At 42.4% G+C, this 14,868-nt stretch carries 13 protein-coding genes; 2 read left to right on the forward strand and 11 right to left on the reverse strand.

All coding sequences use genetic code 11. From position 1 onward, the window contains the following. Positions 1 to 198 precede the first annotated feature (198 nt). A complete protein-coding gene (locus tag G344_RS0108610) occupies positions 199 to 3,024 on the reverse strand; it encodes an FAD-binding and (Fe-S)-binding domain-containing protein (RefSeq protein ID WP_028255846.1) in 2,826 nt (941 codons plus the stop codon). A 272-nt stretch (positions 3,025 to 3,296) separates the two neighbouring features. Here G344_RS0108610 and G344_RS0108615 point away from each other — a divergent pair, with 272 nt between their 5' ends. Beyond that, complete coding sequence (locus G344_RS0108615; protein ID WP_028255847.1) at positions 3,297 to 3,794, forward strand: S-adenosylmethionine decarboxylase family protein; 498 nt, start codon at positions 3,297 to 3,299, stop codon at positions 3,792 to 3,794. A gap of 215 nt (positions 3,795 to 4,009) precedes the next feature. Here G344_RS0108615 and G344_RS0108620 read toward each other — a convergent pair whose 3' ends face one another. Beyond that, the gene (locus G344_RS0108620; RefSeq protein WP_028255848.1) at positions 4,010 to 4,687 is read right to left on the reverse strand and encodes an HAD hydrolase-like protein; all 678 of its coding nucleotides are present in this window, start codon (positions 4,685 to 4,687) and stop codon (positions 4,010 to 4,012) included. A 125-nt stretch (positions 4,688 to 4,812) separates the two neighbouring features. Here G344_RS0108620 and G344_RS0108625 point away from each other — a divergent pair, with 125 nt between their 5' ends. After that, entirely contained in the window at positions 4,813 to 5,055 is a 243-nt protein-coding gene (locus G344_RS0108625) for a (2Fe-2S)-binding protein (RefSeq protein WP_028255849.1), read from the forward strand. A gap of 102 nt (positions 5,056 to 5,157) precedes the next feature. Here G344_RS0108625 and sufU read toward each other — a convergent pair whose 3' ends face one another. The 9 genes from sufU to G344_RS0108670 form a co-directional block, all read right to left on the reverse strand. Next, positions 5,158 to 5,592, reverse strand: coding sequence for a Fe-S cluster assembly sulfur transfer protein SufU (sufU, locus tag G344_RS0108630; protein WP_028255850.1), 435 nt, complete (start codon positions 5,590 to 5,592; stop codon positions 5,158 to 5,160). A gap of 16 nt (positions 5,593 to 5,608) precedes the next feature. Beyond that, on the reverse strand, positions 5,609 to 6,838 hold the full coding sequence (locus G344_RS0108635; protein ID WP_028255851.1) for a SufS family cysteine desulfurase: 1,230 nt from the start codon (positions 6,836 to 6,838) through the stop codon (positions 5,609 to 5,611). Between the two features lie 21 nt (positions 6,839 to 6,859). After that, on the reverse strand, positions 6,860 to 7,912 hold the full coding sequence (locus G344_RS0108640) for a SufB/SufD family protein (RefSeq protein ID WP_028255852.1): 1,053 nt from the start codon (positions 7,910 to 7,912) through the stop codon (positions 6,860 to 6,862). A 9-nt stretch (positions 7,913 to 7,921) separates the two neighbouring features. Next, a complete protein-coding gene (gene sufB, locus G344_RS0108645) occupies positions 7,922 to 9,331 on the reverse strand; it encodes a Fe-S cluster assembly protein SufB (protein ID WP_028255853.1) in 1,410 nt (469 codons plus the stop codon). Between the two features lie 9 nt (positions 9,332 to 9,340). Next, complete coding sequence (gene sufC, locus G344_RS0108650) at positions 9,341 to 10,084, reverse strand: Fe-S cluster assembly ATPase SufC (protein WP_028255854.1); 744 nt, start codon at positions 10,082 to 10,084, stop codon at positions 9,341 to 9,343. 345 nt (positions 10,085 to 10,429) lie between these two features. Then, positions 10,430 to 11,686: a diaminopimelate decarboxylase family protein gene (locus G344_RS0108655; RefSeq protein WP_028255855.1), complete on the reverse strand. Its 1,257-nt coding sequence runs from the start codon at positions 11,684 to 11,686 to the stop codon at positions 10,430 to 10,432. A 235-nt stretch (positions 11,687 to 11,921) separates the two neighbouring features. Beyond that, positions 11,922 to 13,559, reverse strand: a complete 1,638-nt coding sequence (groL, locus tag G344_RS0108660; RefSeq protein WP_028255856.1) for a chaperonin GroEL — start codon at positions 13,557 to 13,559, stop codon at positions 11,922 to 11,924. Positions 13,560 to 13,651: 92 nt separating this feature from the next. After that, the gene (gene groES / locus G344_RS0108665) at positions 13,652 to 13,936 is read right to left on the reverse strand and encodes a co-chaperone GroES (RefSeq protein WP_028255857.1); all 285 of its coding nucleotides are present in this window, start codon (positions 13,934 to 13,936) and stop codon (positions 13,652 to 13,654) included. 331 nt (positions 13,937 to 14,267) lie between these two features. Then, positions 14,268 to 14,846 carry an ANTAR domain-containing response regulator gene (locus G344_RS0108670; protein ID WP_028255858.1) on the reverse strand — a complete coding sequence of 193 codons (579 nt, stop codon included), beginning with the start codon at positions 14,844 to 14,846 and terminating at the stop codon, positions 14,268 to 14,270. Positions 14,847 to 14,868 lie beyond the last annotated feature (22 nt).

The raw sequence follows: 14,868 nt of genomic DNA on the forward strand, positions 1-14,868 counted from the left end.
GCAGTCACATCTATTGCAATTACATCTATTTTAATTACATATAACAGTAATTTAGATCTTATAATAGGTAAACAATACCTGTATTCGAGTAATAAAAAGAAGCGTAGACAAAATTTCGTCTACGCTTCTTTTGTTGTCATCAACTATTCCACATATACGTGTGATAGGCTGTTGACATGCAATTATACGTGTACTATTTTATTTACGTTTTGCCGTGGAGCAACGATCCAATAAGTAAGCGATGCTTACGAACGGAATGCCACCGTTTTCCCCTAAGCCGATTTCGCAGGTAGAGCTGGAGCTTACACCCAAGGTGCAACCGTATTCTTTTACTTCCGCTGCCAAATCCTTAGTGGCACATTTATTTAATTCCGGTGTAAAGAAGCCTTTCTGTCCGGCGAAGCCATCGCAGGCAAAGCTCTTGATGTTGAATACTTTGTCCGTGCAGGCACGTGCCAACAATTCAATGTATTTCTGTTTGCCGAGAACCTTAACCTTACACTGTTTATGAACCAACACAGATTCATTGCATTTAGTAACTTCCAAATCCGGCAAAATGCTATACAAGAATTCGGAAATATCGAGAATCTGTAAGCCCTTAATGTGTTTGAATGCGTGATTGAAGCAAGCGGAGTGATCGATAACGATTGGATAAATACCGCCTTCGCTGGCTTTTGTCAAAGCTGCCGTCAAATCTGCCAATGCCTGACGATCGATATCTTCGTAATTTTCAAAGCTCAAGCCACAGCAGAGATTTTCAATGTGCGGCGGATAAATTACATTGTAGCCTGCTTTTTCGCAAAGACTTTCAAATACCTGCTGTAAGCTGCGGGTATCGTCATAACCCTGGTTCTGGCGGAACGCACGGTTAGCGCATGTGCTGAAGTATACTACATTCTTATGGAAGTCAGGACGACGTTTATTGCGTAATTTATAAGTGTTTGCTTTCGGCATTGTCGTCGGCATGTACGGAGTTAAGCCGGTGAAGTCATGCGCATCTTCACTAATCTTAGCTAACAATGTCTTCGTAGCAATCTTACCGGCTACACCACCTAAGGTTACGCCAACACGAGCTGCATTGATGGTAGCGTTGAAGTTGTTGTAGATGGCATGAGCCAAGCTGGCTCCTTTCGCATTGATTTTACGCATGGACAACGCGATTTGTGCCGTATCGATGCCCAACGGGCAAAGTTGGCTACACATGGAACAAGCTGCACAAGTATCAACACCGTAATATTCGTAGCCTTTACGCAATTCTTCTGCCATTTCCGTGTTGCCATCTTTTAAGAGGCGTTGTTCTTCACGAAGTAAAGAAATGCGTTGACGCGGTGTCAAGGTAAGATTACGGCTCGGGCAATTCTTTTCGCAGAAGCCGCATTCCATACACATATTGAAGAGCGGATCGATATCGCTCATGGCTTTTAAATTCTTTTTATAAATGTCCGGATCATCTGTAATCATTACGTCAGGATTCAACAAACCGGACGGGTCGAAGATGTCTTTAATCTTGCGATTTACCGCATAGGCCTTCTTGCCCCATTCCATTTCAACGAACGGTGCAACCATACGGCCCGTACCGTGTTCGGCCTTAACGGAACCTTCAACAGCGGATACGCGTTCAGCCATTTCTTTGACAAGACCGGTGAAGTTATCCATTTCCGTTTTATCGTTAAAGTTAGGTGTAATGATGAAATGAACATTACCGCTCAAAGCATGGCCGAAGATGATACCGCTATCTACAAAACCGTATTTATGGAACAATTCGGTAATCATTTCGATACCGGATGTGAAGTCTTCAATCTTGAAGCATACGTCTTCCGTAATTACCGTGGTACCCGGTTTGCGCAGGCCTGCCGCAATCGGTAACAAGCCTTTACGGATAACCCACCATTTGTCATATTCCGCAGCATCCTTGGAGTACAAGCTTGGAATAACGGTCGGAATATCTTTTAAGGTTTCCTGAATGTACGCTAAGTTCTTATCCAAGGTAGCTTCATCATTGCTTTCGGACTGGAACAAAATGCAGCTGGTGCCTTCCGGAATGCCGCGAACAAAATCAGGTACTTCGTCAAGCTGCTGAACACTCTTCAAGCTGAGGTAGTCCATCATTTCTGCTGCTACAACAACATCGCGGGACATACCTGCCAAAGCAACAACGGCTTTCGATGCATCTGTCAATTTGCCGAAGAACAACAAACCACAGCCCTTGTATTTAGCATCATCCACGCAGTTATACGTAACTTCGCTGACGAAGCCCAACGTACCTTCACTACCTACAAAGAGGTGATTGATGATATCTACGATATCTTCAAAATCTACCAAGGAGTTAAGGCTGTAACCGGTGGTGTTTTTAATTTTGAATTTACGATTGATGAGGTCAACCAATTCGCTATCGGCCATAATATCCTTGCGCAAGGATACTAGCTGATCTACCAAGTTTTTCTTTTCTGTTAAGAAACGTTCTACACTGGCACGATCGGATGTATCGAGGATAGTACCGTCAGCCAATACAACGCGAATGGAACGAATGGTTTTATACGAGTTCTGTGCCGTACCGCAGCACATACCACTGGAGTTATTGTTTACAATCCCCCCAACAAGAGCCGTCGTAATCGTTGCCGGGTCAGGACCGATTTTTTTACCGTACGGTGCCAATTTTTCGTTAGCATCGGAACCGATAACACCGCAAGACAAGCGAATGGCATTGCCGTTTTCCAATACATGTGCATATTTAAAACCGTCATTAGCCACGATCAATACATCTTCACTGGATGCCTGACCGGACAAGGAACTGCCGGCAGCGCGGAAGGTTACCGGTGTACCGCAACGATTAGCCAATAAAACCAATTCCACTACTTCTGCTTCGTTATTTGGTTTTACAACCACTTTCGGTAAGTAGCTGTAGCAGGATGCATCAATACCGTAGGCATAACGACGTAAATAATCTGTAAATACTCTATTAGGGCAAATCTTTTTCGCCTCTTCAGCGAAGGTGTCATAATCCCTTGTTAGCATAGAACCCATGTTAGGACCTCCTAATACTTAAACGCATATTATATGCGGACATACACTTTATTAAAAGGATACCATATATCAAGCTACAATGTAAATCTAGCAATACATGTATATAAAATTAGTATAATCGTTAGTTTCTTATCTCAATAGCGTATACCATTTATAACTTTATATAGTTCTATAATAATTATTGTTAAGTAGGGAGTCCATCATGTATAATAGATTCGATAGATGTTAGCGACACATACTATACCTAGTACAAATAGAAAGAAGGTGACATTGTGCCAGATTCGTTAGGCCATCATTTACTTATTGACCTATATGCTTGTTTGGAGGATGCTCTGTCATCCCCTGTTATTATTCAAGAAAGTGTAACAAATGCATTGGAAGCAGCTAATCAGGAAATTGATGAAATAAGTTGCCAGGTGCTGGATGATGAAGTTGTATTATTAGCGGTTTCGCCGCATTGTCATGTGGCCGTTCATGCGTACCCGCATATGGGATATGCCGCGGTAGATATTTATGCCTTTGCTATTGATGTACGCTCTGCCCTTCTCATGAAGGAGTTAAAGCAAGCCTTCGGCGCAGAACGTGTTAAGGCCACCAGTGTACAACGCGGTGATTTTGGTTCCGAACGCGATATGAAGCCCCGCAAGCGAACCTCCCTTTCCCCAATGGCACGCGTGACGCGTACTCGTACCAGTCTTAAAAAGACGGGTACCAAATTAAAAACGACGGGAGCCAAGGTATTCCGTGTAATTACTAAAAAAAATAAATAAGACACTTTGAACTGAACCCCTTTCGTTAGACAAAATCTAACGAAAGGGGTTTTGTTATGTCAAGAAAAAGAAAAAGGACAGGCACCAGTACAGTTATCTGTAGTAGTGCCTGTCCTTTTATATTATCCCTTTCTATGTTATGTCTTCCTATATTATGTTCTTTGACATTGTGATACAGTAGTAAGCCCTACCTTCGAAGGGATTATAGTGAAGGATTACAACAAGGTGTCCACTGCGATATTCAATACTACATCGGACGGTGTATCACATATATAATCGGCACCGGCAGCTTCCAATTCTTCACGGCTGCCGTATCCATAGGCAACCCCAACTGCTTTACAGCCTAATTCTTTAGCGGCTACCATATCATATTTACGATCGCCTACCATATACCAACCAGTGATGCGTTTCTTCGTGCCGTCATCGGAAAATTCTTTCATAGCTCGTACGGCTTCTGCTAAAATTTGCGGCTTATGTACAATGCCCTTTGCCTGATCGGCGCCTTTAATCAATTCAAAATATTTGGTAAGACCGAAATGCTCCAATACCTGTTCTGCCAAATGCTGCGGTTTTGCCGTAGCCACTGCTACATACGTATTGGTTTGACGCAAGGTTACCAACATGCGTTCCACATCTTCATATACTTTATTTTCAAATTTACCGATGGTATCGTATCGTTCTTTAAAGAAGCCGTACATTTCCTCTGCTTCTGCCAAAGTCATGCCGCACTGCTCCTGCATAGAATCAATAATCGGCGGTCCGATAAATAAGCGAAGCGTATCTTCATCCGGCGTGGGAATCCCCTTCTTTTCAAATGCGTACTCCAAGGATTTATAAATACCTTCGGCGGAATCAGTCAACGTACCGTCAAGATCAAATAATACACAAATCATATAGTTATCCTTTCCTCTTACAAACTACGTCTTTATATGCTAAAATAGATGCACCTATATTATATAGGAAAAAGTTTAGGAAGAACAAGTTATCAGGTGATATCGCTGTACATAAGGAGGTTATCATGGAGTTTGAAGAAAATAAAGTCCCTGATTCGATTTTAGATAAATACACTAAGGTTTGTACTTGTCGCAGCATTAGCCGCAAAACAATCAAAGAAGCTATTGCCGACGGCTGTGATACAATTCCCAAAATAAGAGAACGTACGGGTGCAGGCACCGGTTCGTGTGGTGGAAAAAATTGCGGTGTGCGTATCGTTAAACTATTGCAGGATATGGGTAAACTTCCTAAGCCTGCCTCTAAGTAACTGTAACATAAATTTGTAACATAAACCCCCTGCGGTTAGTTCTTATGAACAACCGCAGGGGGTTTTATCATTATATCTGTATACGTACTACTATTACCGATATTAGTGCTGTTCTTTTTTCAACGCTTCCTTCAGCGTATGCCAAGCCAATACAGCGCATTTAACACGAGCCGGCATATTGGAAATATTTTTTAATGCAATAGCATCTTCCAATTCTTCCAGCTCATCATCATCGGTAACTTCCTTTTTGATCATACCGAGGAAGAGCTCTACCAAGCGCATAGCTTCTTCCAATGATTTACCTTGAATGATATCAATCATCATGGAAGCGGATGCTTGGCTGATTGCACAACCGGAACCGGTATACGCTGCATCCTTTACAATGCCATCTTCCACATTAATCTGTAGGGTCAAATCGTCACCGCAGCTTGGATTGTGTCCGTGTTCGGATGTTGTAAATTCCGCTAACTCACGTTTATTTCGTTTATCCTGATTATGCTCCAAAATCAATTCTGTATACAGCTGATCCATTTCCATGTCGAACGATTCCTCCTTAGTCTTTAAAACCCATTGTCGGGCGTACCTTCTTCAAGGCTTCCAAGAAGGCATCTAAATCTTCCTTGCGAGTGTAAATATACATGCTCAGTCGGCTCGACGCAGGGACTTTGTAATACGCCCCCAACGGCTGCGCACAATGATGACCGGAGCGGACACAAACACCGTAGCTATCCATGATAGTAGCTACATCGTGCGGATGTACATCATCAACGGTAAAGGCCACTACGCCATGCTTTTCTGCCGGATCGGCAGAGCCTAACAAATGAATATGCGGAATAGCTGTCATCTTAGGCAACAAATATTCTACTAATTCATGTTCATATGCCTGAATTTCATCCATGCCATAGCTTTCCAAATATTCAATAGCGGCCTTGAGCATAACAGCGCCGTGAGCATTTGGTGTACCGGCTTCGAATTTATACGGTACTTCGTTATACGTAGTAGATTGTTCCTGTACGTATTCGATCATATCACCGCCTAAAAGGAACGGAGGCATGTCTTCCAACAAGTGACGCTTGCCGTACATAACTCCAATGCCTTGAGAGGCACACATTTTATGACCGGAGAACACAAAGAAATCACAATCTAATGCTTGCACATCAATTTTCTTATGTGGTGTTGATTGTGCTCCGTCAAGCACTACTACGGCACCTACTTCATGGGCCCGGCGGATTAATTCATCCACCGGGAATTCCATGCCGAGTACATTGCTTACATGGGCAAATGCTACAATCTTAGTAGTTGCATCAATTTTATCCATTTCACCGGGCAATAAATGACCTGTTTCATCCAGATACATATATTCCAAGGTAGCGCCGGTGCGTTCAGCCACGCGCTGCCAAGTTACCAGGTTAGCATGATGTTCTGCAATGGTAATGACAATCTTATCACCCTTTTTCACATGGTTCATGCCGTAACTGAAAGCAATTAAATTTAAGCTTTCCGTTGTATTTCGCGTGAATACAATTTCTTCGCGTTGTTTTGCATTGATGAAGCGTTGTACGGTATCTCGAGTGCTTTCATAGGCCTCGGAAGCCTCTACTGCCAATATATGTGCCCCTCGATGCGGATTACCGTTATGCTTTTTCAAATGGGTTTCTAACGCATCCATAACAGCCTGCGGAATTTGCGTAGTCGCACCGCTGTCCAAATATACGAGGCGATGGCCGTTATGCGTCTGATTTAAAATTGGAAAGTCCTTATAGGCCTCTGCAATCGATTTCATAGTACACCTTCTTTATAACTGTTAAATTTTCGCTCGAACAGCAGCCAACGCCGCTTCTTCGATGTCTTCGTTGCCAATGCGATCGATAATCGGACGCAACATAGATTCTACGATGATATGTTTAGCTTCGGATTCGCTAAAGCCGCGACTCATCAAATAGAACAGCTTCGTCTGATCGAGCTGACCTGCGCTGGCAGCATGATTGCCTACTACATTGTCTTCTTTACAGAGCAATAACGGTAACGATACGGATTTAACTTCCGGATCGAGTAACAAGCATGTATCTTCTTCGGCACCTTCGGAAGCTACACTGCCGCGGATGAAATCAAGGGTGCCTCGGAAGGCTTTCTTCGATTTACCGCTGAGCGCACCTAAGGTGTGAATATCGCTGACTGTCTTCTTACCAATATGCGACATAAGCATGGAAATATCAAAACGTTGCTCTTTTTCGCCGAGATATGCTAAATCATGTACTAATTCAGCGCGTTCACCGATGAGGTCTTCGTCATAGTAAAGAATATTTTCCTTACCACCCAATTCAACGTTAATATATTCTACCTTGCTGTCATCCTCGAATTTAGTGTAGCGATGTTCAATCTGCTGCACCCCTTCACCTAACAGCTGTACCTTCTTAACCGTTACGTTAGCCTGTTTCTTCGCCAATACTTCTGTTAACAAGGTTACATTACCGCTTTCGGCACGACCCTTTAAATGATATAACAATTCAAGTGTCGCATTTTCACCGACAGTGGCAAAAATTCTTGTTTTTTCATTTACCGTATCGGCATCGGCATCAATAACAACTTCCACTTTTTCATGAGCTCCGTCCGGCACCGTTACCGCAAAGCCTGCTGTATAATGTGCAGTCACGGCTTCCAACGATTCCTTGTTAGCACCCAAAAAGCTTTCCTTTAATAATTCGCGTTTACCAAGCGGTGCTACAATTCCCTCTTCCGAGAAAACAGTAACCATGGCCGGATGTTGCCCTTCTTCAATCTGGCTTTCCGTATAATTTACCTTTAGCCACCGGAAAGTCGGTCTGGGCAATTCATTAAATATTGCACGTTTTTCCATCAGTACCTCCTAACCGATAGAGCCTTCCAGCTCTAAGGTAATCAAATTATTCATTTCAACAGCGTATTCCAACGGAAGTTCCTTGGAAATCGGTTCAACAAAGCCGCGTACTAACATGGCACGCGCTTCCTCTTCGCTGATACCACGTGTCATGAGGTAGAAAATGGCTTCATCGGAAATACGGCCAATCTTTGCTTCATGACCGAGGTCAACATTATCGTTTTCAACGGTAATGGATGGAATGGTATCGGATTGAGAAATATCGTCAAGCATCAAAGATTCGCAAGATACGGTTGCCTTGGAATGTTCTGCCTTCTTGCCGATGTTAAGAACACCGCGATAAATAGCAGCACCACCGCTCTTGGAAATAGATTTGGAGTTAACATTACTTGTTGTGTACGGCGCTGCATGAACAACTTTAGATCCCGTATCCAAGTACTGACCTTCACCGGCAAAGGTAACACCGGTAAATTCACAATGAGCTCCTTCACCGCTGAGGATACTCATTGGATACAAACAAGATACTTTGGAACCGAAGGAGCCGCTAACCCATTCGATTGTACCATGCTTGCCAACAACACAGCGTTTCGTATTCAAGTTATACATATTCTTAGACCAGTTTTCAATGGTAGAATAACGCAATGTTGCATTGTCCTTTACAAACAATTCAACGCAACCGGCATGAAGGTTAGCCACGTTATATTTTGGCGCGGAACATCCTTCAATGAAGTGCGCCTTCGCCCCTTCTTCTACAATAATCAAGGTATGTTCGAACTGACCGGCCCCCGGTGCGTTCAAACGGAAATACGATTGTAACGGAATATCAACCTGAACACCGGCCGGAACATATACAAAGGACCCACCGGACCATACGGCACCGTGCAAAGCAGCAAACTTGTGATCCGTAGGCGGTACCAATGTCATGAAATACTTACGAACAATGTCTTCGTAATCATGAAGCGCTGTTTCGATATCGGTATACACAACACCTTGTTTTACCAAATCTTCTTGAATGCTGTGATATACAACCTCGGAGTCATACTGCGCGCCTACACCGGCCAAGGATGTTTTTTCCGCTTCCGGAATACCCAAGCGATCGAAGGTGCTCTTAATATCTTCCGGCACTTCGTTCCAATCGCCCTTCATATCTACTTTCGGTTTAACGTAGGTTACAATATTTGACATATCTAAACCGCTAATGTCAGGAATCCAATTAGGGATATCCATTTCGTTATAAATTTTAAGAGATTTTAAACGGAAGTCCAACATCCATTCCGGTTCGTTTTTATTTTCCCAGATTTCACGAATGATATCTTCCGTCAGACCGGCATCGGATTTATAGGAATATTCGAAATCATTTCGAATATCATAGACGCCACGGTCCATATCCTCCACATATGTTTTCTTTCTTGTTTCCATGAATGCCTCCTAGACTAAAGCCTTGTAAGCGTCATAGCCCTGTTTTTCGATTTCTGCTACCAACGAAGCGTCGCCGGTTTTTACGATGCGACCGTTAATTAAAATGTGTACGAAGTCAGGTTTTAATTTCTGTAAAATCGAATTGTGGTGTGTAATGATCAACACTGCATTATTTTCGTTATGGAAACGACTTACACCTTCCGATACGATACGAACAGCGTCAACGTCCAAACCAGAGTCCGTTTCATCAAGCATAGCTAATTTAGGATTCAAAATGGACATTTGCAAGATTTCATTCTTCTTGCGTTCACCACCGCTGAAGCCGTCATTTACATAGCGCTGTGCATAAGAGCTGTCAAAGCTGAGTTCATCCATTTTGGACTTCAATTCTTTTTTGAAAGCCAATGCGCGCTGCTGTTCACCGGTAATCGTGGTTTTAGCAGTACGGATAAAGTTTTCCACCGTAATGCCAGGAATAGAAATCGGACTCTGGAAAGACATAAAAATACCTGCTTTGGCACGATCGTTAACGGCATCTTCCGTAATGTCTTTACCATCGAAGACGATTTTACCTTCCGTCACTGTATAGGCCGGATTACCCATAATAGCATTAGCCAAGGTGGATTTACCGGCACCGTTGGTACCCATTACCACATGAATTTCCCCTGTATTTATTGTTAAGTCAATCCCCTTGAGGATTTCTTTCTCCTCTACCGCTACGTGTAGATTTTCCACTCTAAGTAGCTCTGCCACAATACGTCACTCCTTCGTTTAGTTATATATTTGATATCGATTATGGTATAAAATCAGAATATAAAAAGCGGTACTCCACCAAAGTGGAATACCGCATAATATCTAGTAAAATCTTAGTACCACTTTGGTAAGTAATCATAAAGATGTTTATATCCATTTCCTATTATACAATCTATATGATAACTCTGCAAGCTAATTTCTACTATTTTACTATGATTTTCTCTATAGTTTCCTATTTTTTTGAAATATCTAGTGATTTCGCTAAACGACGTAAAATATTATATCATAGAATTAATTTTTTCGATACCCTTTACAGGGATTAAATTCTTTGTTTTTGATAATTTTTTACAATTTGCTGAAATCCAAGGTAGCAAATAAATCATCCAACGTTTCTGCACGACGAATGAGCTCTACCCGACCATCTTCGTGAAGCAATAATTCTGCGGAACGAAGCTTACCGTTGTAGTTGAAACCCATCGCATGACCATGTGCACCGGCATCGTGAATAACGATGCGATCACCGATGTCAATCTTAGGTAGATGACGATCGATAGCGAATTTATCATTATTTTCACAAAGCGATCCCGTTACATCATATACATGATCTGCCGGTGCCTGTTCCTTACCCATTACAGTGATATGATGATAGGAACCGTACAGTGCCGGGCGCATGAGGTTCGCCATGCACGCATCCAAGCCGATATAGTGTTTATAAATATCTTTGCGATGAATAGCGGTAGCTACCAAATATCCGTACGGCCCTGTTACCATACGACCACATTCAAAGGCTAAAGAAATAGGACTGTGCCCATTACCTTCAATTTTTTCTTCGTAGGCTCTCTTAATACCGGCACTTAATGCTTCAAAATCAACCGGTGTCTGCTCAGGCTTATACGCTACCCCAATACCGCCGCCAAAGTCAATAAATTCCACTTCCACACCAGTTTTTTCCTTCACGAGAAGTGCTAAATCAAACATGAGTTCTGCCGTACCGATAAGACCGTTAATGTCAAGCTCGTTCGACACAACCATTGTGTGCAAACCGAAATGCGACACGCCATGGTCCTTACAGTACATTACAGCTTCGATAATTTGATCCTGCGTCATACCATATTTAGCCTCTTCCGGCAAACCAATGATAGTATTGCCTCCCTCTTTGAGCGAACCCGGGTTATAGCGGAAGCAAAGACGTTCCGGTAAACGACCGTTATGCTTTTCAATATACGCGATGTGTGTAATATCGTCCAGGTTGATGATAGCACCCATTTCCAATGCTTTCGCATATTCTTCGTAAGGCGTATCATTGGAGGAAAAGATAATATCACTACCTGTAATACCAACCTTTTCACAAAGTACTAACTCTGCCAGGGAAGAACAATCGGCACCTACGCCTTCTTTTTGTAAGAGACGCATAATATATGGATTCGGAGTCGCCTTTACCGCAAAGTATTCTTTAAAATCCTTTGCCCAAGAAAAGGCCTTGATAAAACGACGAATATTTTCTACAATCCCCTTAGCATCGTAGATGTGAAAAGGTGTTGGGTACTGAGCAATGATGCTCTCCAACTGTTCACCGGTAAACGGTACTTTTTTTTCGTTCATAATCTCTCTCCTTATTTTTTATTCTGATTATTGTTTTTTGTATGCATATAAGATTAACTATACCTATTATATTGATAAAGATTCACACTGTCAATTCTATAGAAAGTCATAATATGCATACTAACATCTCTTTTGCGCATACTCTATAGATAAATAAAAAACCGTCGCCTGCTATTAGCAAAGACAACGGTTTTTATTTATATGAGTTGAATGAAACGGATCACTCAGCGGGGCATTACATCATGCCACCCATACCGCCCATGCCACCCATCGGAGGCATTGCCGGTGCGGCAGCTGCGTTTTCTTCTACTTTATCAGCTACGATAGTTTCCGTAGTCAATACGAGAGAGGCAATAGATGCGGCGTTCTGCAACGCAGAGCGAGTTACCTTAGCAGGATCCACGATACCTGCTTTTACCATATCCGTATATTCTTCGGTCAAGGCGTTAAAGCCGATACCTGCATCGGTATTCTTAACTTTTTCAACAACTACAGAGCCTTCGAGACCTGCATTGTAAGCAATCTGACGAAGCGGTTCTTCAACAGCACGTTTTACAAGGTTAATACCTGTCTGAACATCGCCTTCTTCGTGCAAGTTATCCAAAGCAGATACAATGTCGATGAAAGTAGTACCGCCGCCGGCAACAATACCTTCTTCTACGGCTGCACGAGTTGCATTCAAAGCGTCTTCGATGCGCAATTTCTTATCTTTCAATTCGACTTCGGTAGCTGCACCAACTTCGATAACTGCTACGCCGCCGGATAATTTAGCAAGGCGTTCCTGTAATTTTTCACGATCGAATTCGGATGTAGTTTCATCCAACTGGCCACGAATCTGGCTTACACGCTGTTTAATTGCTTCGCTATCGCCAACGCCGTCGATAATAACAGTTTCATCTTTAGTTACACGAACCTGACGAGCACTACCTAAGTCAACTAAGTCCACACTATCCAATTTGCGACCCATGTCTTCGGTAATTACCGTACCACCGGTCAAGATAGCAATATCTTCGAGCATAGCCTTACGACGATCGCCGAATCCCGGAGCTTTTACGGCTACCGCTTTGAAAGTACCGCGCAATTTATTAACTACTAAGGTAGCCAATGCTTCGCCATCAAGATCTTCGGCAATGATGAGCAATTCTTTACCCTGTTTTACTACTTTTTCCAATGTCGGAAGCAAGTCAGCAATAGCACTGATTTTACGATCGGTAATCAAAATGTACGGATCGTTCATAACAGCTTCCATTTTATCGGCATCTGTTACCATGTACGGGGAAATGTAACCACGGTCGAACTGCATACCTTCTACTACGTTGAGATCTGTCTGTAAGCCTTTGGATTCTTCTACGGTAATTACGCCGTCGTTACCAACTTTTTCCATAGCTTCTGCAATCAAACCACCGATTTCGGTGTCAGCAGCAGATACGGATGCAACCTGAGCAATATCGGCTTTACCGTTTACTTTAATAGCACGTTTTTTGATTTCGTCTACCAATGTATTTACAGCCATTTCGATGCCTTTTTTCAAAATCATCGGGTTAGCACCGGCTGCTACATTGCGCATACCTTCCTGAATCATAGCTTGTGCTAAAACAGTTGCGGTCGTAGTACCGTCACCAGCAACATCGTTAGTTTTGGTAGCTACTTCTTTCACCAACTGTGCACCCATGTTTTCGAACGGATCGGCCAATTCGATATCACGAGCAATTGTTACACCGTCATTGGTAATTGTCGGTGCGCCGAATTTTTTATCCAATACAACATTGCGACCTTTTGGTCCCAACGTAACTTTTACTGCATTTGCCAATGCATCTACACCGCGACCTAACGCACGGCGTGCATCTTCGTTAAAAAGAATTTCTTTTGCCATTTAAAACTACCTCCATTATTATCACCTCATCAATAGGTGATACCATTTATGTCAGTGTGATGTATCAAATCGTGTTGTTAATTATGTTACGCTTAGCCGATGATTGCCAAGATATCACGTTCGCTGATTACGAGATGATCAACGCCGTCAATCTTAACTTCTGTGCCGGCATATTTGGAGAACATTACTTTGTCACCAACTGCTACTTCTAAAGCCACACGCTGGCCATTGTCGTAAACCTTGCCTGCACCGACAGCTACTACTTCACCTTCGGAAGGCTTTTCTTTAGCTGTATCCGGTAAAAAGATACCACTTTTAGTTTTTTCTTCTTTTTCAAGCACGCGAATGATAACTCGATCGCCTAACGGTTTCATCATTATGAATCTCTCCTTTGATTTATGTCTTTCAAGTTTGTTGTTAGCACTCAACAACCTCGAGTGCTAATCACAGTTATTATTATATCCAAACTGAAAATAATTGCAAGTCCTTTTTTGACTTTTTGACTTAAAACAATTACATAATTTGAATGCGCGAATACCTATCACCCTCTATCAGGTACTTCGATGTACGAAATATGTGTAAGGAATATGTAACAGTATATACTCTAAAGGAACATACTATGAAACGCATACTATAAAAACCCTTTAATATAACAAGCACCATTACGATAGATGCCATTACATCAAAGGGTTTCTTCCTTCACAATAGTTAGCGTACTGTTTTCTTTTCTTGTTCTTTAATAATTCGTCGACACACTTCGATAACAGGCAGCCGTTTATCCATAGCAAAACTACGGATACGTCTGTAGGCAACGTCTTCATTGATTTTTAAATTTTCCATCAATATGGCTGTGGCCTTACGAACCCATTTTTGTTCTTCCAATGTATCTTCCAATTTGTCAATCGTTTCGCGATGTAGCTGACTTTCTTGAAAGCGATTGTATGCCATTTCCAGGGTAGGAATGAGTTGTACTTCATTAAGAGGTTTGATCAAGTACCCGTACACGCCGGATTCGGCTGCCTTTTTTACCAAATCCTGTTGGCTATAAGCAGTAAGTAAAACGACCGGCGCAATTTGTAAATGTCGAATCTGGCGAGCCGCTTCGATTCCGTCGAGTTCAGGCATCTTAACATCCATCACGATAATGTCCGGTTGTAATGTTTTTGTTAACTGCAGTGCTTCAACTCCATTTTGCCCTTCACCTACTATCTCGTAGCCGGCTGCATCCAAGGCATCGCATATATCCATTCTGATTAATGATTCATCGTCAACAACAAGCACGCGCATGATTGGCATCCCCCTTTATCTC

Source organism: Veillonella magna DSM 19857 (assembly GCF_000428745.1).
Lineage (GTDB): Bacteria > Bacillota > Negativicutes > Veillonellales > Veillonellaceae > Veillonella_A > Veillonella_A magna.